The sequence below is a fragment of the Halomonas salsilacus genome (genome assembly GCF_051216275.1).
Lineage (GTDB): Bacteria > Pseudomonadota > Gammaproteobacteria > Pseudomonadales > Halomonadaceae > Halomonas.
In genome coordinates this window covers 89667-112039 of record NZ_JBPKAQ010000009.1, presented here as the reverse complement: position 1 = coordinate 112039, position 22373 = coordinate 89667, and the positions used below count along the sequence as shown (strand labels likewise).

The following is a 22373-nucleotide window of genomic DNA, read 5'->3' as shown; positions in this document are numbered from 1 at the left end:
CCTCAGGCATCACTGCACCTCAAAGAAACACGCGTTTTTTGCATTACGGTCATCGTGTTATAGGGGAGCATCAGAGTTGGACATCGAGCTGGTTTCTTTTAGCTTGCTAGCTTTGACTGGGGCGCTGATGCACACTAAGCAAGCCAGTATTAGCACGATGCCAGCCCAGCCAATCGGTGGGAGACGTTCTCCTACGATAACTACGGCTAGACCAGCTGCGACAACTGGTTCGAAGAGTGTGATCGTCGTGGCAGTGCTGGCAGGGATACGAGATAGGCCGTGCCCGAAACACAGATACCCAAGAAGCATTGGCACCAGGGCCATGTAGAGTCCTACCGATGCGTTCCCCCATGAGGCCAGAAGCGGTGCTCCCGTGATCAATAACACTGGCATCAGCATCAGGCCCCCGATACCAAAGGTGGCCCCCATGGCTGCTCTAGAGGCTATGCCTCGCTGCATCAGGCGGCGTGCCGCCCACGAGTACAGAGCATAGCTAAGGCCGGCCAGTAAGCCTAATAGCACGCCAGGAATAACGTCTGAATCAGCCCCGGTTGCTACATGACCGCTTCTCTCTGCAAGGCAAAGTAACAACATGCCGGCTAGCCCGAATCCGGCACCGGTCATCCAACGCTTAGTGAGCCGTAGACCATCCAGTCGATATTCGATAAGTGCCGAGAGGAGTGGTGCTGAACCGATAGACACTACCGTACCAATGGTCACGCCGGCCAGTCGCATGGAGGCGTAGAACGCTAGCGGATAGATCGCCACTGCAATAGCCCCTAGTAGCAGGCATCTCCATTGATCTCGCAGCAGCCTGGCATGGCGATGGATCCGTCCTGCAGATAGTATGGCCTGCATCAGGCCACCCCCCCCCATTGCCACGGCACCGATTGCCACGGCGCTGACATCAGGGGCGAAGGTCGCAGCGGTGCCGGTGGTCCCCCAGAGGGTGGCGGCAATGAGGACAGTTGTTATGCCCAGCAGACGTTCATTAACAGTTCGATTCATAACGCGTCCAGCATGGCAGCAGCCATACCTCTAGCATGAATAAGGCAGTTGCTGCGCTCTTCCAGGCCGGCGCGAGCCATGGCGCCCTCAAGTAAGAAGGCAAGATGATGTGCCAATTGAGATGCTCGCTTCGTATCATCGCTCAGTATTTCGCTGAGGTGGTTGGACAGCAAAGCTTCAACTTGCTCCTTGTGCCTTCTGACTACCGCTCTGCCAGCATCACCGGCAGGTAGCTCTGCAGCAGCATTCAGCAGCCCACAGCCGCGAAAGCCTCGCTCATAGGCATGTTCAGCATGGTCTTCATACGCTAGGAAAACCGCCATCACCTTGTCACGAGAAGTTATGGCTTGCCTCAAACGTGTTTCGTATAACGCTAACCACTCCAAATGACGGGTTTCTAGGTATGAGCTCACCAGATCGCCCTTTGAGGCGAAATTGTTGTAGAGGCTTTTCTTGGCGACACCTGCTCGTTTCACGATAGCGTCAACCCCCGTTGCTGTAATGCCGTCGCAGTAGAACAGCGTACAAGCTGCCTCAAGCAGGCGGTCATGGGCGCTCTTAGGAGCTTGGGTATGTGTTTTTGTGGCCATGTTGACAGCATCATGATATTTGAAGGGTAGGTAGACCAGTCTACCTACCCTTCGTTTCAGGTCAAGGTGTTCCTCAGGCTTTGTGCTTGGTAGGAGGTGGTAATTTTCGGCTTTCCGTCGTTGGGTGTGTAATTCGCCCCTGAGTTAGATGTGTAGAGCCTCTCTCCAGCGTGAGGGTGGCAGCATACCGAGGTCGTCCTGTGAGGTTGACCTGCAGTTTTGTCTCGCCATGTGTATCAGCGGGACCTGAAGCGTGAGCTCTACGGGACCACGTCCACGGCATCGCTTTTCGCGTACTGGGCGCAATGTTAGCGCCTGCCCGCCGTGCAGGAGGCGAGGGTCTCCGGCTATCGCCAGATCACTGACCCGGCCACCGGCGGCGAGCGTGACCAGTACTTGTTCAGCGTCAAGGTCGCCCGCAACCAGTGGGGCAGCATCCACTTCGACAGGCTGGACCAGGTGGCCCCGGTGGTCGCCATGGAGGCGTTCGCCGTGGGCCGCGACATGACCAAGACCGGCATTTTCCGCGACATCGAGCCGTTCAAGCTGGTGTAGGTGCTGCGCTACTCGCCCAGCGACTTCAGCAACGCATCCCGGGCATCCAGGTAGAACTGGGTGTCCACCTTGGTGGCCATCTCGTCCGAGAGGTCGAACAGCAGCTTGCGGCAGGTGACGGGCATCAGGATGGCTGTGGCGCCTTTCTCCACGGCAATTTCCACCAACGTGACCGGATTGTGGATCGGCTCGATAGAGCCGCCGAGGTTGATCTCGCCCACCACGATCAGGCCGCCACGCAGGCTGCGCTTGAGTAGGGATGAGCTCATGGCGATCAGCGCGGCGACCCCCAGCTTGGTGCCGGACTTGGCGGCATCGAAGGCGCGCAGCTGAACGGTGAACTCATGCTGACGCGGATCCTTGTCGCCGACCAGCTGGCCGGCGCGGGTGTAGAGGTTCTGCTCGGCGTAGCCGATGCTTTCCCGGAAGGCGGGAGGCACCGGCTTGTTGAGGATCTTCACCCCCGAGCCGGGGCCTTCGTTGACCTCAATGCGGAACAGGCCCGGATGCTCCTCCTGGCCGTTGCTGGCTTGGCCGCCGGGGCTGATGCTCCAAACCTGGCCGGGCTCCAGCGGATCGTTTCCGATGCTGTTGTCGCTCTGCAGCTCCGGAGTGGCGACGAACTTCTCCACGCCATCTTCACCCATGGTGTAGCTGAAGTGAGTGTTGCGGAACTCGGCAGCGCCGATGCGCTTCTGCTGTTCCTTGACCCGCCGGCGCGCCTCCATGGCGATATGGATCGCCCACTCCAGGTCGTCGTCGCTGGGTGACAGGTCATCGCCGGGATAGAGCAGTTTCAGCAGGCCGCTGGCTGTCTTGTTGACGGCGTTGGTGTCGCGGCCGGAGAGTGCTCCGCCGAAAAAGACGCGCCCCTGCCACTGGGAGACGCGACTCTGGCTGCGCAGTTGGCTCCAGCACTCCGACAGGAAATCGCTGACCAGGCCGAAGTGGTCGGTAAGCAGTTCCTTGCTGACCTTGGGCACGTCCCAGCCGGGCAGGAAGGCATGGATGCGGTCCATGAAGGCCGTATCGTGGCGCATCTCCTCCGGCAGCGGCCCAAACAGGTGGCCGATGCGCTGCTGGTGTTCCACGTCCACATCGAAGTTGCCCACCAGTACGATGGAACCATCGGCGCGGATGCTCTCCTTGCCGCGGGAGAACTCGCCGCTCTCCATGTAGCCCTTCATGATGTTGACGCCGTCCTTGTTGTCGAACGAGATACCGGACACCTCGTCGAAGCAGACCACGTCGTACTGGCACACCAGGCCGCGCTGGCCGTTGGCGTTGTTGACGAACATCTTGGCCACGGTGGCCTTGCCGCCGGAGATTAGGTGGGCATAGGGCGAGACCTGCTGGAAGAGGTGGCTCTTGCCGGTGCCGCGGGGACCAAGCTCGACGACGTTATAGTTGCGCTCCACGAAGGGCACCATGCGCAGCAGCATGGCGTCCTTCTGGCGCTCGGTGAGGCCTGCAGGCTCGATGCCGGTGGAGCGCAGCAGGAAGGCCTTCCACTCTTCGGTGGTGAAGTGACGGCGGGCAGCGGCTAGCTCATCGAGCACGTCCCGCTTGGAGAGCTGGATCTCGCGCAGGGCGCGGATGCCGAAGGGGCGCCCGCCTTGCTCCTGGGCGATGCTGGCGTCGTACTCCAGGGTCAGCTCAGCATAGAAGCCGCCGGTCAGCATCCGCTCATGCTCGCTGACCAGGTCATCTGGGATCCGCACGTCGGTCAGGCGCAGGCTGGGCAGGCTGGCCATGTAGGTGTCGTTCTTGGTATCCAGGCGGGCCTGGATCAGGTCGATGATCTTGATCTCGCCCTTCTCGCGAGCGCGAGCCTTGAACAGCTCCTCCTCGCCGGCCTTGATGGTGCGCGACTTGAGCTGCCGCTGGACCACTTCCAGCCCTTCCTCGATCTCTTCTGGATCGGTGCTGGCACAATAGCGGCCGAGCAGGAACTCCACCACGTAGGTAGGCACCGGGAACTGGCGGGCGAAGGTGCGCACCAGATCCTTGCGCACCAGATAGCCGTCCAGCAGCTCGGCCGCCTTGCGATCCAGATCATCGAGTTCCATGACGTCTCCGTATGTCTGTTATCAAGGGCGTCTGTTATCAAGGGCTATGCACCGCCACCGATGGTGGTGGAGCGCTGAGCCAAGACCTTGCCGTTGTCATCCAGCACCACGGCGTAGGCGGTTTCCCCTTCCAGGTCATCATCGTCGACGACGACCGAGCCCTTGCCCCCTGCCTTGAATGGCTTCGGTGAGAGCACCAGGCTGCTGGCCGCGTCGCCGGCATGCCGACGAACATCCAGCGTCAGCCTATCGCTGTCGCCCTCCACCACCAGGGTGCAGCGCAGCCCTTTCCAAACCAGATCATCGATCAGTACCGAGGGCTTGGGGCCGGCGCTGCCGGTCACCACCAGTTCCGGCGTCACGCACTCCTGAAGGCTGAGACCACCATGGGTGTAGGTCTCGCCCGCCTTGAAGCAGTGGATGCTCTCCGCCAGGGCGAAGTGTACCTGCTCGTTCCAGTACCAGGGAAAGCGAGCCGCGTCTGTATGGGCGCCCGGCTTGAGCGCCGCACAGCGCCCCCACTTGGTCTCAACCAGGCTGACTGGGAGCTCGGTCTTGCTCAGCTCTCCCGGCAGCAGCAGCCAGCCGTGATCGGTCACCACGCGAACCTGTGACCAACCCTGAGCCAGCAGCGCCTGGATGCGCTCTGCCACCTCGGCCAGCATGTCATCGATGTGCTGGGCCAGCTTCCAGCCGCGCTCATGGCCGGCATGATCGATATCGCCGAACTCGCACCAGGCTGGCTTGGTAGTGTCGAGAATCTCCTTGTGCAGCTGCTCTACCTGGCGGCGTTCCAGCACCAGCCAGCCGTTATCGCGCAGCAGCTTCTGGAACAGATGGCGGGTGATGGGGGTGAACTGGTAACCGTCCGGTTCTTCCTTTATGGCGTGGCTGCCAAGGATGGGCGCTACGGCGTATTTGCCGGTGCCGGTGACGCTGGGCAACGCCGCCCAGGTGCTGTGTTCGGCGACGTCCAGGCCGCGGCTGGCCAGACGCTGGGAGAGCCGCTTGCCGCAATCCATGCGCAGGCCATCCACGAACAGCACGCACTCGCCTGGCTGAGCATGGGGAGATACAGCGCCGCGTTGCAGGCCATCTACGCCTGGCTGCCACACCTTCTGAAGATGGCGGGCGGTTTCATCAGCCCAGCGCCGATACATCGCGCGTATTGCCGCGAAAATGGCTTCCTGCTCGCGCTGGCCGGTCACATGATCCAGCGCCCTGAGCAGGGCATCATCGGCCTTCCAGCCCTCGTCCAGGTAAGCCTGGCGCATATCCTCTGCCTGGCCACCCGCCAGGCTGCGCCGCGTCACCCTGGCCAGCTCGCCGAGAGGGGCCAAGGCCATGGCCAGCGGGCTCTCGCCCAGCTCAGCCCACACCCAGCCGCGGCGATGGCCATGCTCGCGTTCCAGGTCCTCCAGCCGCTCCCTTGCCTCATGGGCGGGAAGCTGACCGAGCGCGCACAGGTCGTGATAGAGGCGCTCCTCCTCCTGGCGGTTGAGCTGCGGCCATACGGCCATCTCGACAGGCTCGGGAAACAGTCCAAGATCCGGTGGCGTGAGTTGAGCCAGCTGTTCGATGAGATCCGGATAGCGGTGCGGGGCCTCGGCGAAACGCGCCCATACCGTTTTCCAGCTGCCCTGGCGCTGAGTGAAGCGCTCCAGAGCATCCAGCACGCTCTGTTTATCCGGGTGTATGCCATAGCGGGAGTCGCATACCTGGCAGAAGGCCTGCCATTCGTGATGGGGACGGCTGGTCTTCATGACCTCGGGTTGGTTAAGCCAGTCCAGCAGGTCACGTACCGGGTCGCCCCCGGTGAGCAGCGTATTGAAGGCCTCGGCATCCAGGTGGCGTCCCTGCAAGTCTGCGAGTGACTCCCGGAGCAACCGCGGCAAGGCGGACAGCAGCGCCTGGCGTGTGGCAGCGTCACCGGCCACGTCCAGGCCCAGACCGCCCTGCTGGGAGGAGATGAACGCCCGCGGCGTCCAGTCCTTGGCGTTGACCTGGGACCAGAGTGTGCCCCGGTACTGCAGCTCGGCCAGGGGCTTCAAAGCTTCCGGGCACTCGCTGACGGCGCGTAGGTCCTGGCGCCCCACTCCTGGCAGGTAGAGGATAGGCGGGGTCGCATCGTCCAGCTCGATGCCGTCTACCGTTCCGGCGATGGCGCCTCGCAGCCAGATCGCCGGGCCGCGGTGCTGCTCGGGGGCATAGTCGCCCAGCACCAGAAGCTCAGGCAGCTCGGCCTGGATCTGGGCAATCACCGGCTCCCACAGCCGCTCGCGGTCCGGCCACAGGATGCAGGCCGGCGCAGCCTGCACATCGGGGTTGTAGGCGGCGGCGCTGCGGATGGCTCGCTTGAGCTGTTCGAGCAAGGTCATTCCAAATATCCTTCTCGCAAGGCTTCCTGGTACACGAATGGAGAGCGTTTTCGTAAAAACGCGGCAGTGTACTCGCCTTCCAGAAAATCCTGAAAGTGCCTGGCACGGAGTTCGCGGTTGCCCGCATCGTCGAGCCCGAGTCGCTTGATGGTGTAGGCCACTTGCTCTTGCTGCCTACCCTCGAGCTCGGGCGATGGGTAAATACTGCCGCTGACCAGCTCCAGTCGAAACCAGCCATCATGGATAGTGAAAGGGTCCATGACCTTGCTGTAGTCCCTCTTCCGGCTGTTCATGATCGAGCAGGCCAGGCGGTAGTTGTCCCATTCGTAGGCCAGGTCAGGCCGCGGTGACTTGGCGATGAAGTGATCCACTGTGGCGCCGCCGGTCACGCGCTCGATATAGACACAGAGATAGGCGCAAATGCCGTCGTAGCGTCTATGCAGTTCACCCAGGCACTCTCGCCAATAGGTCGGCAGCTCCTTGCCCGTGCCAGCAGGCAAGGACTGAGGGCGGAGCCAGCCTCGCTCTTGTAGCCAGGCACGGCCATGCTGACGCACCCGCGCATCGAATTCGGCAGGTTCCGGCTTCGGCACTACACGAATCATTCCAACCACCCCTTCTTCTCTGCGACGAATCGCCAGCGCATCCAGAAGGGATCGGTATCGCCGAGCACCTCGCGTAATCGTGCATCCAGTGCCAACGCCTCATTCTTGCTCAGGTCCTCGCGCTTGAGTGCCTCGGAGGCGTCGTTCAACGCTTGCTCGGCCTCCTCCGAGCGAGCACTGGGCAGGTCGAAGGCCTCGCTGGTCAGCCAGCGGCTGGCGTCGCCAAGACGAACAAACTCACGGCGTGTCAACTTTACTTGGGGTGGTAAGTTATCGTGCTCATGATGGATATCCAGGTCGAGCCAGGCATCCTGCCGGTGATCGAACCAGGGCTCGACGGAGGCCATGATTAGCGGTGAGTGTGTCGCGGTGATCAACTGTGTCTCGGCCTCCTGGGCCAAGTTATCCATCAGCTTGAGCAGCGCCGGCACGATCTTGCGCTGCCAGCTCGGGTGAAGGTGGGACTCCACCTCATCGATCAGGAAGATGATCTGATGGGTCTCGGGCTGCTGGAGCAGCTTGGATGCCTGTCGATGCTCCTGCCAGGCCCAAACCAGGAAGTAGGCCAGCGCCATGATACGACGCATGCCGGAAGAGGCATGAATGACCGGCACATCCTGCTGGTAAGGCATGCGTACCGTGGGAATATCGCGCACGTCGTCCAGGCTGATGCGAGTTAGTTCACCAGGCGTCAGCAGTTCTTCGGGGGAGGGTGAAAGTACCTCTAGCACCTTCTTCAGCTGCTGGAACGCCTGCCCATTCTCCTTCTGCCATCCGGCCCAGTCGCGGATCAGGCCGTTGCACAGCCACTTGTCGTCATCGGTTCGTAAGCCGTCCCAGACCTCGGCCGGGCTGAACACATAGGCCGGCTGCCGTTCCTGGATATCTAGGTTCTTATGCGCCACCCAGTAGTTGCGTGCGGGATCCCAGACGGCAAAGCTGCCGTCGGACATGGCGTAGAGGACCAGGCCCGGGTTGGAGGGGCGCCCCGGCCGCCCCGTCCAGTCTTGCTCCTTGGGCTTGAAGGTGCTGGTGTAGCGCTCGGCCTTGGCCTTGCCAGTGAACTCGAAGGAGATCTTCCCTTCTCCTTCTGTGGGCCTGGCCATATTGCCCGATGTCAGCTTGGTGTTGATCTGAGCCGGCCACTTGCGTGTCAGGGCCCACCAGGCGATATCCAGCAGGAAACTCTTGCCCAGACCGTTGTCGCCGGTCAGCAGGTTGAGTCGCGAGCCGAAGTCCAGCGTCATTTTCTGCGCCGGGCCTACGCCTTCGATTTTCAGTGATTTGAGCATCTAAGGTTCCCTAAAATCTTATGCCGTGACACGTAGGGCGGTTAACTGTAGTTAAAAACCATACTTTAATCGTCGTTGGTCAAAAGCGTCTCTTCCACCTTCGAGGATATCTGCCGACAGTCTCTGTATCTCCGGAAGGTCAATGGCCCCTTGGTGCTGCTCAGGAATCGTTGCCTGACCATCATCTGCCGCAAAGACGCCAATCCACTCTGCATCACCGAAAACCGGGATATTGGCATTGTGCGTGGCAAAGAGGAATTGGCGATCGAGCTTTGCCTTGCGTAGTTCCGCGACGATACGTTCGGCAATAAAGGCGTTATCGAGGTTGTCTTCAGGCTGGTCAAGAATGAGCGGGTCCTGGTTGTCGAGCAACAGCAAGTGCAGGATTGCCGTACATTGCTGGCCAGTAGAGAGACGCTCTAGCGGCTTATACTGCTCTTGAGCATCGTCATGGGCTACATTTAGCTCGATAGTAACGTGATCCGGAAGAGAAAGCTCTTCCAGCTCCAGAAGCTTACTTTCTGGAAGCCTGGCTAGGGCATCAGCGGCCGTAGGCACTACCCCCCAATCCTGCTCAAGCAAAGAGTCCCGCCCCTTTCGAATGATATTGGCTAAGCGAACAGGGGAGGCATCACACTCCAGTACCCATGCCAAGCGCTTCTCACCGATGCCTTCAAGATTGCAATTCTTCAAGAAGTCCAAAAGAGGCTTCCGGTCTCCTTCAACCTTCATGTCAAGGCGTAGCTTCCCCTTGAGCTTTCTTTGCAGCCGTTTCAGAGCTTGTTTGAGGGTGGAAGCGCGTTCGCTAAGCGTATCACCGAGTTCAGCCAACAGGCGCTGTCGCTCGCTCCATAGTGCATCCAGATGTGCCTGGCGCTGTTGCAGCTTGGTTTGCTTGGGTTGAATTCGCTCAATCGCCTGCAGAATACTTTTGTAGTCGTTGCCAATCTCCCGGCCAGACTTACCTTGGCTTTCAGGAATTTGCTTGAAGTGCTTTTCCAAATCAGCCTCTTGCTGCTGGACCTTTTCCAGCAGCTGAGTCTCCAGTGCTTGGTGCTCACCTTGAGCGAGACGGGCTGAATTGATGGCTTCTTCGAGCAGCCGCTCGACGCTTGCGCGCAGCTTATCCAAGGTTGCGCGTTGCTGACGCAGGATGCAGGCATCTGGTAGATTAGCTAGTGCGTTATCGCTAAGGAATGTGCTGTCGGGCAACCCTTCTCGTGCGTATTCAATAGCGTCGCAAATTCGGCTGATATCCTCTTTTGCCTTTGTGCTAAGCTGCTGTTCTTTTTCCAACAAAGGAACTATTTTTAGCTTTTCTTCAAGGCCGAGTGACTTATAATGTTCCGCTTTTGCCTCCAGCTTGGGAAGCTGCTCGACGTCAGCCTCGATTTCTGCCTGTTGCTGGTTTGCTTTAATAATGGACTGACGGATTTCTGCCAGCTCTTTCCGGATGCCAGTGAGCCTTGCTTCATGATCACTATCCGATGACTGAAGGAATCTGGCAAGAAGTCGCCGCTGATCATTTGCTTCTTGTGTTATCTCATAAATCTCGTTCTGGCCAAAACACTCAAAGCGAGGAAGAAGTTCGCTGGGTGTAAACGGTACAATTGTACCGCTTTCATCCTTGACGACTGAGTTGTCACCGTGACGGCGTGATACGGTAAATCGCCTGCCGTGCATGGTCGATGAGCGTACTGTTAAAAATACCTGAGCTTTTTCCTTGCCCAGGTTTTCCTCAATTGTGGCTTTGTGCTGCTTTTGAGCACTCCTGCCTAAAGGCTGGATAGAAAGTGCAAAGCGAATGCACTCGATTAACGTTGATTTCCCCGATCCTCTTCCACCGATAACGGCATTGAGATGGTCAGCTAATACTATGTCCAGGCCGTCCAAATAGCCGCCCACGACCTTGATCCTTTCTATTGACGAAGCGTAATGCTGTGGTGCATCTGAGTTGAGTCGAATGCGGGAGTCCGGATCGAGAAACGCCTGCTTGAACGATGCAAAGCAAGGTTTTGTCATCTTGACTAGACAAGATGCGCTCGGGTGCCTTAGCGTTTCCGGTGCTTCGATGTCACGTGCATTGATCACGGCTAAAGGCTTTTCTCTTTTGTAGTTTTCGTCCTTGTTCCTGACGACCTTATAAAAGAATCCGCTTTCGGTCTTCTTGAGGCTTTCAGCTGGGCCTGGAATCTGTGCTGCAGTGAGCTCAGATAGTCGCCAAACATTATGCAAGCGCTGCTTGAGAACACCATCATCATTGGTAGCGTGTGCAGCGAAAGCAAAGCCGCCTAAGCCTTTGACTTTTTGCAAGATCTCCTGAGCAGCCTTGTGGACAGGGGCCTCTGGATTTTGAGTATTGATACCAAGCCCCACAGTCATCTGACCATGGAGATCACGGAGGTCCATGTCTTCCGGGAACAGACATACAAAATGAGCCTGCTCGCTGGAGGCGATCTCGAAGCCAGGAAATACCACTATGCCGTGGGGTTCAGCCGCACGGCGAATGGCTTCGACATCCTCAACGCTGCCGTGGTCCGCAATACCAAGGATCTTGATCCCTTCTTCCAGACAGGTATCGATCAGTTGCTGGTTGTACGCCTCTTCAGACAAGCCATGGGATTGCCTGCGGTATGTTTCCGCATAGCGATAGGGATTGACCTGTAGCGCGCACTTCCAGAACTTGGCACCGGTGTAAGTCGCCGTCATGGTCATTTTCCCTCTGCTTGTTTGCTCGCAGCCTTCTTCGCCGCCAGCGTGAGGTGGTAGTCGTTGATCCGGTCGCCCTTGGCCCCGCCCAGCTGGGGGCCGAGGTTATACCAGGGGGCGGATTCCACGTCCTTGCCGCGGTCCTTCTTCCAGTGGATGTTGGGCTTGTGGACGAGCACGCCAGCGCCTCTCCTCTTGACGTCGGGGACGGACAGGAAGGGGCGGATATTGAGGCGCACGCCGTCGTTGAGATCCGGGTGCCAGCCGATGGGCTGCTCCTCCAGGGGCTTCCAGCGCACGAAGATATCGTAGGGCTCTTCGCCTTCGAGGATCAGCTCCAGGCTCTTTTGTAGCGCCTCGGCGGCGGCCAGGCGGCCTTCGGCGCCGTCGACCCCTTCGCCAATCTGCTTCTTCTGCTGCGTGATCCAGTCGCCCAGGTAGGTGTAGGTGAGGGTTTCCAGGGCCTTGTAGTCGAGCTTGTGGTAGTTCACCAGCGCCGAGAAGCCGTCCTTGAGGCCGTCCCAGATGTGCCAGATGAAGGGGCGGTTCTGGAACAGCTTGCAGTGCTGAGCGAAGAATTTGTCGCGCAGCCAGCTCTCCAGGTCCTTGCCGGCGTGGTCGACGCTCTCCAGCAGTTTGCCGCGGGTGGTGGCGGACCACTGGTCGCCGTAGGCGTCGGCCAGCAGCGCCTCCAGCCGATCCACGGCGCGCCGCTCGCCGCGTACGGCGGGCAGACAGACGATGCCGTCGCGGTCGGCATGGTCGAGTAATTCTTCACAGCAGTTGACCCACTCACGTTGTTCCTCGGCCAGCTCCATCTCCGGGTCCTTCTCTGCCGGCCAGCGGTAGCCCAGCAGCCGGGCCACGGCGACCTGCAGTACGGTGTCGTCGGTGCGCAACGTGCCATGGGCGGTGCATTTGGCCTCTTCGTCCCAGACCACCGAGCCGCAGGGGTGGCCGTGGTAGATCCACTGTACTGGATCGTTTGAGAATGGTTTATTTATGTCTGGGAACGGAATGTGGGACTCTTCCCAGGTGTTGGGGTCATAAGGTACTGCGAGCATGGTTTTCACTGACGCAGCAAATCCTGATTCAATCTTTAAAAGCTCTTCGGCAAATACTCCAGAGCGAACGTATCTCCATATCCTTTGAATGTCGCTGCTGTTCTTTGGGATGACAACGCAACAGTTTTCTCCATAGATTTGCCCGGTGTAAAGGGTGGCTCTCTTCTCTCCTACAAGGCTGATTACAATTCCTTTATGGCCCCAGTTTGGCTTTCCGCTTCGCCATTGCTGTGCTTTGTGGTTTAAGTGCCTTACAGATTTGGCAAGTTCAGCCATTCTCCCCCTTTCCTTCTCCCAAAGGACGATATCTTCACGGCCAGAGAATGCTGCGGTGGTTGCTGGGGCTAGTTGATAATACTCCCAGTCTGATGAGGGCAGCTCTCTTTCCCAGTGCTTCTTGTAAAAGGCGATTCCATCGCCTACACCTTGCCCATGTAGAGCATCCGCATAGTCACGCAAATAACCAGCTGATGCTGATGCTCCCACTCTGATTCTAAGTGCAGGGTCAGCGGTTATATCGGCGATATCGATTTTTTCTGCTGAATTCTCTAGCAAATTAAAAATGATACTCTGCGTTCCATCTGTTTTCTCAATATCGATAAAGTTGATTTTTCTTTGAGTGGAGTTATTTATAAAATAAAGTGCTACGCTAACCACTTCTCCAGTGATTGCCTCAAATGCTCCTGATCCCAGCCTGGCCACTAAAGGAACGCCATGCTCGTCAAGTAGGCGCTGCCTAAGGTTTGTATAGCCTTTTTTTGTAAGCATGCTTTGCATGGAAACTGTTGCCATGATGCCACCATGGTCAAGTGATTTTATCCACCGGGATATCATCATGGTGGCTAAGTCTTGCTTTGAATCTGTGTAAAAATCATCAGCAAGTTTGGTTAGTTGTTCGGGCTGAGAGCCCCTTTTCAAATATGGGACATTGGTGGCTATGAGGTGGTACTTTCCAGAAAGTAGTTTTGCGGATTTTGCAGTCCCTTTGGCGACGATAGATAATTCATTTTTATTGTCATCGCTATAGTTTTCCAGTGTGCTTTCGATGATATTTGAGACCTCTCTCCAAGAGGTCTCAAAAAGAGTTCCACTCCCGAGAGTTTTTCCAGGGTCTATTAAGCTGCCAAGCTGAGGGGCTAGTTTAAATTGATCATATAGCTTTTCTAAAGCGTTGCTTAAGTTATTGTTGTTTTGGGAAAGATCTAGCCACGTACTTTTTCTCACGGATATAGGCAGGCCGGAACAAGCCAGATGAAGCTCCGGCAGACTGCGGTAGCCGCCGGCATCCGGATAGCGCCAGGCGGTAAGGGCCAGGGCGAAGGCGGCGAGTTCCACGCAGCGCTGGTCGATCTCCAGCCCGTGCAAGTTGTCGCGCAGCACGGCATCCACGGCATCACGAGCGTTCAAACCCTCCAGCTCCATGCGCATGGGCACCAGCATCAGCAGGGCGGCGACAAGGAAGTGGCCGCTACCGCAGCAGGGGTCCAGGGTCTTGAGCTCGGCGAGGCTCTGTGGCCAGGCGTCGAAGGTGCCGGCGGCGGGCGTCCAGTGGCCGGCCTCTTCGTCTCTGACGAAGCGCAGATACTCCAGCGGCACGCCGGGCAGGCTGGCCTTGTCGCGCAGCGCCTGCTCGCTTGCGGCGCTGGCCAGGTCGGCTTCCGACAGTCGGCGGGCAGCTCGTCGGCGCCGATCTTCACCTCGGAGCGGTTGATGCGCTCCTTGTTGTCGGTCTGCCAGAACTGATAGACCCAGCCCAGGCTGTCGCTGGCGTGGAAGACCTCCACCGGCAGGCCGGCCAGCAGCGCCTCCAGCTCGCGCTGGTATTCGGCGGCCAGGGTGAGCTCGAATACCGGGCTGTCGACGCGAAACACCTGGGGCAGCATGGTGCTGGCCAGCCGGGCGGCCAGTGCCCAGCCGCTGGCATGGCCTTCCTCTTCAGCCAGCTCCTCGCACTCTTCCAGGGTAACGGCCACGCCGTCGTACATCAGCAGCTCGTTCTCGGCCAGGAAGCGGGCGAACAGCATGCGGTGCCAGTGCTCGTAGGCGATTTCGCCGATCAGCCGGGTGACCGCCTGGGCGCCCTCCTTGAGGGGGTCGCCCAGGCTGCGGGCATGGGCGCGAAGCCGGCGGCGCAGGGCGCGCTGGTTGTCACTCAGGTAGCTGGGCGGGGTCTCCTCGCCGACGCCGAGCTGCTCCAGGGCAGCCTCGGCGGCCTGTTCGGCGACAGGTCGCGCCTTGCGCACGGTGCGGTCGAGTTGGTTGCGGAGTGTCTTGTCTAGTGGCTGCATGCTGCTGTCCATGTAGTTTCCTTCCACGGTATCCCTGCGAATGCGTGTTCTATTGCATGTGAGCATTGTTGTGCGCATTGGGCGGCGTTTAATGCTCAATCTAATGCGCAGCGCATTGCGCTACGTATTGCGGTATTCGTAACGGGCGTGTTTGCCCTTACCGGGGGGCTGGATCTGTGGGTTCTCTTCCCGTAGCTCGCGCATCAGGCGATAGGCGTGGTTGCGGTCGAACCGGGTGATCTGGCGGATCTCCTTGTTGCTGAGACCCACCTCACCGCGCTTGGCGCGTTCGATCAGGATGCTGAGTACCCGGGTCTTGGCGGCATCCCAGTCGATGCGGCGGCGTGTCTCCGCGTTGCCATCGGCACGAAGCCGTGCATAGAGTTCGGGGTGAATGCTCCAATAGGCCCCGCGACCGCTCCCCCCATGCTCCACGTAGCCCTGTCGCTCCATATCGGCGAGCAGCTCTCGGGTTTCAGGCTCGGTGCGCTGACAGAGCCCCGCTGCCGTGGCGGTATCCACCTCGGGGTGCTGCAGGAAATATTGCAGCAGCAGCAGCTGATCGACCCCGAGGCTGAGGCCGCGCTCGCTCTCTTCGGCCACAAACTGCCGAAACGCGGCATTGATCTCCCGCTTGTGGAAGATCACTGCCACGGAGTCGCCGATCTCGCGGATCACCGGGGGCTCCTTGCCTTCCATCAGCATGGCCTCAAACATGCGGCTAACGCCGAGGTTACTGCGATTGACCAGGCGCAGCTTGACCAGTGCATCGACCAGCAGGGGGTTACGGGCGGCGGGCTGGTGGTGGAGGATGTTGTGCTCACTGATACCGGCGATGAAGCCACCGTTGTTGCTGATCTCCAGGCGCTGGGGGTAGAGCTTGACCATCACGGGGCCGGCAAGGCGCAGGTCTCCGTGACAGAAGGCATTCATCAGCGCCTCACGCACCGCGACCTCGGGCCAGGTACGGTATTCGAAGTGGAACATGCCCTGCTGCACGGTGGTGATGGGGTTGAAGGGCACCAGCAGTTCCTCGATGCGCTGCACCGAGAGGGGCAGGGCACTGACGCGGTCCTCGCGAATGCCGTAGTCGGTATCGGAGCGCATCTGCAGGAAGGTCCACAGGTGCCCGGGCACATGCTCGCGCAGCGCCTCTTCGGTACCTGCCAGCAGGATGGCGGCACGAGTGACCTGCCCCTTGCGAATCAGTCCCAGGCTATCGAGTAGCTCGCGGCCGGAGCGGCGCAGGAGTTCGTCGGGGGCTCTTTCACGCTGAGCGAGGTTGCGCAGTGCTTCCAAGGCAACGGGAGAGAAGAGCGTATCGTCGACGGGGCCCAGCGTCTCGGCGGTGTAGTCGGTGTCTCCGGTCTCCACGCCGATCTTGCGGCGCTGGGTGCCGGTGAGCGGCTTACACTCCTTACCGATGCGTATGGTGCCGCCACCTTTGGTGTCGGTATGGGGCGGTATGCCCTCATGCACTTGCATGATCAGCACACGGCCGGTGCCTTCCGGCACGTGGAGCTCCTCGAACACCGGGGTGATATGCGGGTCGGTCTGGTCGTAGACGGCTTTCTTCAGGATATTGACGTCGATTTCCTGGGGTACGCCCAGCACGGCCTGCTCGCGCCCCGAGATACGGTCGGCCACGCCGAACACCACGCTGCCTCCTCCGCCGTTGGCCATGCAGATGGCCATCTCGACTACCTTCCTCACAGCTTTGTCGCGGCTTTGGGTATCCCACTGCTTGAAGTCCAGGTCCTGGTCTTCCAGGTCGTCTGCGATGCAGTGCTCCAGCTCCTCCAGCAGCGCTTCGATATCACGGCGTGATCTCATGGTCCGTTTGCCGCTCCTACTGGGTAATTACCGGCCCGTCCTGCAGGGCCTCGCGCAGCTCACGGCGAACATCCTCCAGCCAGGCGTCGATGTCGGCCTCGCTCTTGAGGGTGCGGCGCGGCAGGCTCACGAACTGCACCTCGGGCTCCATCTCCTCGGCGGCCTTGACCAGTACCTCGTCGAAGCGGCTGGGCAGCGCGGCAATGCGGTCGGCCAGGGCGTCGGGGCGCACATGGTTCAGGGTCTCAAGCACCTGGTCGGTGCCGCCGAGGGTGATCTCGGGGGCGTCGTGGGCCGTCAGGCGCTTGGCGGCCAGCAGGTCGTGGCGCTGGTCCGGCGAGAGCTGCTGCCAGTTGTCGTCGGCCTCCAGGCGTTGCATGCCGGCGGCGTGCTCTGCCTCATAGCGCTGCTGCAGCTCGTTGAAGGTGTCGCGGAACTGCTGGGTGAGGTTGGCCAGCAGCGGCTGTACCGGGTCGGGGTCATCCAGCAGCGAGCGGTGCTCGCGGATCTGGCTGACCTGGGCCAGCAGCGGCTCGGCGTCGGGCAGGCTCTTGGCGTGGCCGGCCAGCTGCTTGAGGGTGGCCCAGGCGGGGCGTCGCTGCTTGATCTTGTCGGCAATGGCCTGCCACTCGTCGATGGCAGCCAGCAGCTCGGCCTGGTTGCTGACGATGGCCTTGAGCTGGTCGTTGCCGCTGCTGGTGCGCACGGCTTCCAGGGCATCCAGGCGCGGGGCCTCCGGAGCCGGCGGCTCGCCACCCGCTTGCTCCGCCAGGGTTCGGAGCTTGTCGGCGAACTCAGGCGCCTTGGCCGACTCTTCGCCGGACTTGGCCTGCACGCCGAGCTTCTGCATCACCTTGCGAATCTTGATGCGCTCCCCCGCGGAGATGGTCGTGGCCTCCACGCGGAACTCTGTCTTGCCGATGGCGCGACGGTCGAGCTCCTGGGGGGCAGTACCATCGGCTGTACGGATCTGGCCGGCGACCAGCAGTACCTGCAGGGCACCATCGATGGCGTCCTGGGGCCAGCCATAGTCGCCGTGCTCGAAGTGGTCGCGGATCTCGCTGCCCTTCTTGCCGTTGCCGAGGTAGCTCAGGACCGCCTTGCAGACGGCGTGACTCTGCGGATCGCCGTCGTAGCCCACGGCCTTGAGAGCATCGGGAGCGCCCTGCTTGGCCTTGGCGTAGACCTTGTCCCAGCCGGCGTGATCGGCCAGGTGGAACTTGGGGTGCAGACGCGCCAGGGCGTTCTCGGCGCCTTCCTGGATGGTGTCGCGAAGGGTAGCCCCGACGATCTCGTTACCGCCGCCCTGGAACACCTGGGCGCCATTGAAGGCCTCGTCCAGCAGCTCGCGAATGCGCCGCTGGGCGGCATCGCGGGTGGTCTGCATGGCGGCTCGTGCCTCTTCCCCTTCGGGGGTGCCGGGGGTGCCGCGGGTCTCCAGAGTGGCGCTGGCGGCCTTGAACTCGATCAGCTGGTTGCGCAGCTCATCGGCGGAGCGCTTGGGAATGAACACGAACAGGGTGGGGGATTCCGACCCTGCCTGACGGGCATCGGCACGTACCTGGCTGATGTCATCGGACCAGCCGTTGCGCACCCAGACGTAAAGCCTCTCGGCGGCATCCTTGGGCAGTCTCATGTCAAAGACCGGCGAGAGCGGGCGCGGCACCCTGGACTCGCCGTGGTTCACCGTAAGGTTGCCGACCTGCTTGGCGAAATGCTGACGGATCAGGTCGTCGCGCTCGGTCTCGATCTGGTGCGTGGCGTTGCCCAGGGTGCTCTTGTGGGAGAGGAAGGCGTCGTTCCAGGCGGCGCTCTCCTCGGTCTGGATGCGGTACTCCTCGCCCACCTTGATGATGAACTCGCAGGCGTCGAGAAGGCCCGGCAGGCGGCTGCGCAGCGAGCTGCTGCCGGCCTTGAGGTCATCGACCAGCAGGTCGGCGATATTGGCCAGGGTAGGGTGCAAGCCGAGCTCGGTATTGGTGCTGGCGACCTTGTTGATCAGGAAGACCACGGCACAGGCGCGGGCCATCAGCTGCTCGTCTTCGCTGCCGTTACGCCACTGCTGGGTGGCGTCGTGGAGCTTGCGCGGCAGCATGCGGAACTGCAGCAGCTTGTCGGTGGCGTCGAAGTAGAGGTAGTCGCCGGGGATGATGTTGCCCAGAGGCGCGTCCAGGTTGGTCTGGATCGCCTTGTGGATCATGCTGAGCTGGTTGCGCAGCTGGCTGTCGGTGCCGGTCTGGTCGAGCACCCGCAGGGCGGCATCCCAGAAGCGACGGCGCACCGGCAGGATGGGGTAGTCCTGGGCGAAGTGGCGGGTGTCCTCTTGGCGGTGGGCGATGGAGGTCTCGGCCAGGTGGCGTGAGATCTCACCCAGGTTGCTCTCCATCACCTCGCTGACGGGGGCCTTGGCTTCGGGCTTCTTGGCCAGCACCACCTGGCGGATGACGGCGTCGACGTCGGCATCGGAGAGCTCGATGCGGGTGGTGAAGCGGCCCTGCAGGCGTGCCAGGTTGCGGGTGCCGGTGATGGCGGTCTGGCCGGTACCGATGAACATCAGCCGGCTGCCGATCTCCTTGCAGCAGGCTTCCACCGCTTCCTGAACATCGATGGAGCGCTGGCCGTCGGTGCCGATGTATTGCTGCACCTCATCCAGCACCACTAGGGTGAGCGGCATCTTGCCGTCGCGACTTAGCGCCTGGCGGATGGCCTTGAGCATCTCGTCGCTGCTGATGTCGTTGACGTGGGGGTAGAGGTGGCTGAGGGTCTCAGTGAAGGACTCCACGCCGCCGAAAACTTTCGGCTTGGCCCGGGCCAGTGCTTCATGCAATGACTCGGCGACGTAGAAGTTGTCGAGCTCCTCCTGCCAGTCGTCGCCGCGGCTCACGACGTCCTCGCGTACCTGCTCAAGGATGCCCTCGTCGCGCAGCCACATCACGAAGCGGGCGACTGGATAGTGCTGGGGCAGGCCGGCAGCCCGGAAGATCACCGAGAGTAGCGCCAGGCGCACGCTCTTGTCGCGGGAGCTGGCCCCCAGGGTGCCGGAGGCGGCAAACAGGCCGCCGTGGCGCTTGCCCTGGGTGGAGAGCTCCTTGAAAAGGTCCAGGATCTCCTGAGGCAGATGGACAAGGCCACGGGCGGTGGCACCGTCGTCGAGGGTGACGTCTTCCCACAGGTTGCGCAGCATCTTGGCCATGTGGGATTTGCCTGAACCGAAGAAGCCGCTGATCCATACGCCGGGCTGCTGGGAGGCACCGCCGCTCAGGTTGCGCAGGTATGTGTCAAGGATGTCCTGCATGCCTCTGGCATACTGGCCGTCGCAGACGAAGGTCTCCAGCTCATAGCGCAGCACCTTCTGGGCTCGGTCGCTTCTGTCGTCGTTGACATAGGCGACGCCCTCGTTGACCAGGCGCTGCTGGGATGGGTCCTTGGCGTAGATATCGCGGTTGCGCATGCGTCCTTTCCCCTGCGGTAGCGAATTTCGAATTGGTGCGGGCGGTGGCTCAGCGGGCCCCGTCGGCGGTAATCGGTGTGGCCAGGTAGTTCCAGCCGTCGTAGCCGTCCAGCAGCCGGTAGTTGTTGTTCTCGAAGCTGCCCGGGAACAGCACGGCGAGTCGGCCGTTAACGTGAGGGGCCAGCCGCTCGACGACTTCCTTGACCTTCAGCAGGCCAAACAGACTGCCGACGCCATACAAGGTGACGACGTGATTTTTGCCGGCACCCTGGGTAGATAGCTCGGCGGTGAAGCGTGCTTCCAGCCAATCCAGATAGCGATGTATCACCGTAGCCAGCTTGGCCGGAGACCTGAAGTACCCTTTGGCATATTTCTGCTCGGCCATCCACAGGGCGAAGGTGTCGGTCAGGTCGAAGGCCATCCACTCATGGCCGTTCTGGCGCGTGACAAGCTCGAACTCGCCGAGGTTGGCGCGCAGGCGAAGCTCCTCGGTTTCCGGGTAGACGCAGAAAACGACACGTTGGGCCGCCGCGGCGTCGTCGCGCCAGGGCAGGGCGATGAAGCGGCCGTATGAGTCGATCAGGCGCTTAACCTTGCTCATGGAAGATCTCCTGCTGGGCGGCAGTGGCGGGTTCATTGCTCTTCAGTGCCTGGCTGACCACCTGGGTGAGGGCCGGGAAGTCGATATCGATCACGTTGTCGACCCGGCGCATCACCATCCAGCCCTTGGCCGAGGCTTGGGCTGCCAGTTCCAGCAGACGGTCATGGCTGGCGTCCAGCAGCTTGCACCAGGGGCTCTGCAGCAGCAGCTCGCCCCGGCCGCCCTGCAGCCAGGCAAGGTAGAGTGCATAGGCCACGGTGCCTGTCGCAGGTTCTAGATGAACCCGCACTCTCTTGATTGGGCCAAGCAAGTAGCCGACTTGCACCAGGCTGCTATTGACCCGCTGGGCGATGGATTCTCGGGTGACCGAGCTGAAGCGCCCCGGCCAGCGCTGCTCGATGGCCTCCTCGACTGATTCGCGCGTGATCGACGTGCCCAGCGGCTTGGCGAGAATGGCGGGGGCGAGATCCTGGAGCAGGGAGTCTCGGGCAGACGCTGCCAGCAGAGCGAGCTGGGGTCGTGCGGCCTCATCCCGCGACCAGAAGTAGCGCATGCCGGCGTAGATGGGGTTGGCAGGGTCGAGACCATAGAGATCGGCCAGGTGGCTGGCCGTGAGCTTCCGACTACGACCAGAGCGCTTGGCCAGACAGTTGGCATCGCGGATAGCGGCCAGGTACTCATCCTTGCTAGCCGCATCGGGGACGTGGTCGAACAGGGTGTTCAACTCGCTGAGCATCAGGGTGCGGGCCGTATGGGTGCTGCCCTGCTGGATCATGAAGCCCAGCCGTTTAAGGGTGGCCTGATCACGCATCGGTCTTGCTTCCCTCGCTGGCACCGCCGTTGCGGACCCAGTCGTCCACCTCGTTGCGCTTGAACTTCCATAGCCGCCCGATGCGGTGGGCGGGCATTGCTCGCTCGGAGATCCAGCGATAGACGGTGTCTCGCTTCACGCCAAGGTACTCGCCGATCTCATCGACGGAGAGCCAACGGTCTTCCATGTTTCCACCACTGCAGCTGGTTTTGACAGACTTTAGCAGAGTTTGAGATGGGTTTGTGCTGACTGGCACGAGACGGTTGCCCTTCAGCAGGGGGCCTTTGATAACCCCTTACGCCACGGCTTAGCGCATTTGTTTGAGCTGATGACACCTTGGTCGCATCATTGCTTGGTAACTGGGGCCGTACTACAGCCGGGAGCAACTATGAAAAATGTCAGCATGGTGGTCGCATGTGTCCTGGCTAGCGCCGTTGGGGCAGGAGCGTCGACATATGGTGTGTTGTCGTTCTTGCCTTGGAACGAAGATTCGGAGATAAGCCAATCACATGCCACGGAGGTTGAGCGCTTACGACATGTCGAGCAGGAGCTGGAGCAGGCGCATCACGACCTCGAAACCCTGCGGCAGGAGGTAGCGGAGTCGAGGGCACGAAACGACATCAGTGAAACCGTACGCCAGCGTCAAGCCGAGGAGCATGCCCAGCGTCAGCGCGAGGTGGCCACTCTTCAAGCCGCTGAGGCGGCTCGCCAGCGGCTTGGACATGCTATCGCCGGCAATAGCGCCGTCGTTGGCAATGCGCAACAGGGACAGGAGGTGGCCTACGCCTTCATCAACCGTGTGCGCCGCGAGGTAGAGGAGGCCTGGGTGATGCCTGCCGATGCGCCTAACCATCAAGTCGCAGAGGTTGCGGTGCGTCTGGGTCCCTCCGGTGAGCTTTTTGGGGCTTCGATCACCCGCAGCAGCGGTGACCAAGCTACTGATCGTTCAGCGCTCCTGGCTGTGGAAGCGGCAGCGCCTTTTTCCGAACTTCAGGAGTTGCCAGTTGGTCTGCAACGTGATTATCGCCAATTCAATTTGCGTTTTTCACCGGGCGATGTTCGATGATATTGCAAAGTTCTGCGCGATAAAGAATCGAGTTATGAGCCGGAGATGGGGTT

16 protein-coding genes are annotated in these 22373 nt (G+C 60.7%); 2 read left to right on the top strand and 14 right to left on the bottom strand.

The features are described from left to right. Positions 1-57 precede the first annotated feature (57 nt). Together ACR80S_RS13530 and ACR80S_RS13525 are read right to left on the bottom strand one after the other, a co-directional pair. The gene (locus ACR80S_RS13530; RefSeq protein ID WP_435403499.1) at positions 58-1008 is read right to left on the bottom strand and encodes a DMT family transporter; all 951 of its coding nucleotides are present in this window, start codon (positions 1006-1008) and stop codon (positions 58-60) included. Next, complete coding sequence (locus ACR80S_RS13525; RefSeq protein WP_435403498.1) at positions 1005-1598, bottom strand: TetR/AcrR family transcriptional regulator; 594 nt, start codon at positions 1596-1598, stop codon at positions 1005-1007. Before ACR80S_RS13525 ends, ACR80S_RS13530 begins: the two co-directional genes overlap by 4 nt. 324 nt (positions 1599-1922) lie before the next feature. Here ACR80S_RS13525 and ACR80S_RS13520 point away from each other — a divergent pair, with 324 nt between their 5' ends. After that, complete coding sequence (locus tag ACR80S_RS13520; RefSeq protein WP_435403497.1) at positions 1923-2153, top strand: hypothetical protein; 231 nt, start codon at positions 1923-1925, stop codon at positions 2151-2153. A gap of 8 nt (positions 2154-2161) precedes the next feature. Here ACR80S_RS13520 and brxL read toward each other — a convergent pair whose 3' ends face one another. The 12 genes from brxL to mads1 all read right to left on the bottom strand — a co-directional run bounded on the left by brxL (position 2162) and on the right by mads1 (position 21441). Then, positions 2162-4222: a protease Lon-related BREX system protein BrxL gene (gene brxL / locus ACR80S_RS13515; RefSeq protein WP_435403496.1), complete on the bottom strand. Its 2061-nt coding sequence runs from the start codon at positions 4220-4222 to the stop codon at positions 2162-2164. A 44-nt stretch (positions 4223-4266) separates the two neighbouring features. After that, on the bottom strand, positions 4267-6600 hold the full coding sequence (pglZ, locus tag ACR80S_RS13510) for a BREX-1 system phosphatase PglZ type B (RefSeq protein ID WP_435403495.1): 2334 nt from the start codon (positions 6598-6600) through the stop codon (positions 4267-4269). Then, positions 6597-7205 carry an HNH endonuclease family protein gene (locus tag ACR80S_RS13505; RefSeq protein ID WP_435403494.1) on the bottom strand — a complete coding sequence of 203 codons (609 nt, stop codon included), beginning with the start codon at positions 7203-7205 and terminating at the stop codon, positions 6597-6599. The genes pglZ and ACR80S_RS13505 overlap by 4 nt, the downstream gene beginning before the upstream one ends. Further along, complete coding sequence (locus ACR80S_RS13500; RefSeq protein WP_435403493.1) at positions 7202-8497, bottom strand: AAA family ATPase; 1296 nt, start codon at positions 8495-8497, stop codon at positions 7202-7204. Before ACR80S_RS13500 ends, ACR80S_RS13505 begins: the two co-directional genes overlap by 4 nt. 51 nt (positions 8498-8548) lie before the next feature. Next, positions 8549-11206, bottom strand: coding sequence for a TrlF family AAA-like ATPase (locus ACR80S_RS13495; RefSeq protein WP_435403492.1), 2658 nt, complete (start codon positions 11204-11206; stop codon positions 8549-8551). Positions 11207-11208: 2 nt separating this feature from the next. Further along, positions 11209-13758, bottom strand: coding sequence for an Eco57I restriction-modification methylase domain-containing protein (locus tag ACR80S_RS13490; RefSeq protein WP_435403562.1), 2550 nt, complete (start codon positions 13756-13758; stop codon positions 11209-11211). Next, positions 13710-14558 (bottom strand): hypothetical protein, encoded by an 849-nt coding sequence (locus tag ACR80S_RS13485; RefSeq protein ID WP_435403491.1) that lies wholly within the window; start codon positions 14556-14558, stop codon positions 13710-13712. Before ACR80S_RS13485 ends, ACR80S_RS13490 begins: the two co-directional genes overlap by 49 nt. A gap of 120 nt (positions 14559-14678) precedes the next feature. Further along, positions 14679-16391 carry an RNA-binding domain-containing protein gene (locus ACR80S_RS13480; protein ID WP_435403490.1) on the bottom strand — a complete coding sequence of 571 codons (1713 nt, stop codon included), beginning with the start codon at positions 16389-16391 and terminating at the stop codon, positions 14679-14681. Between the two features lie 16 nt (positions 16392-16407). Continuing rightward, entirely contained in the window at positions 16408-19842 is a 3435-nt protein-coding gene (gene brxC, locus ACR80S_RS13475) for a BREX system P-loop protein BrxC (protein WP_435403489.1), read from the bottom strand. Between the two features lie 49 nt (positions 19843-19891). Then, a complete protein-coding gene (locus ACR80S_RS13470) occupies positions 19892-20443 on the bottom strand; it encodes a BREX protein BrxB domain-containing protein (RefSeq protein WP_435403488.1) in 552 nt (183 codons plus the stop codon). Next, positions 20430-21254, bottom strand: a complete 825-nt coding sequence (locus ACR80S_RS13465) for a hypothetical protein (RefSeq protein WP_435403487.1) — start codon at positions 21252-21254, stop codon at positions 20430-20432. Before ACR80S_RS13465 ends, ACR80S_RS13470 begins: the two co-directional genes overlap by 14 nt. Further along, positions 21247-21441, bottom strand: coding sequence for a methylation-associated defense system helix-turn-helix domain-containing protein MAD1 (mads1, locus tag ACR80S_RS13460; RefSeq protein ID WP_435403486.1), 195 nt, complete (start codon positions 21439-21441; stop codon positions 21247-21249). The genes ACR80S_RS13465 and mads1 overlap by 8 nt, the downstream gene beginning before the upstream one ends. 201 nt (positions 21442-21642) lie before the next feature. On the opposite strand from mads1, the gene tolA reads away from it, so the two are divergent. After that, on the top strand, positions 21643-22320 hold the full coding sequence (gene tolA, locus ACR80S_RS13455) for a cell envelope integrity protein TolA (RefSeq protein ID WP_435403485.1): 678 nt from the start codon (positions 21643-21645) through the stop codon (positions 22318-22320). Positions 22321-22373 lie beyond the last annotated feature (53 nt).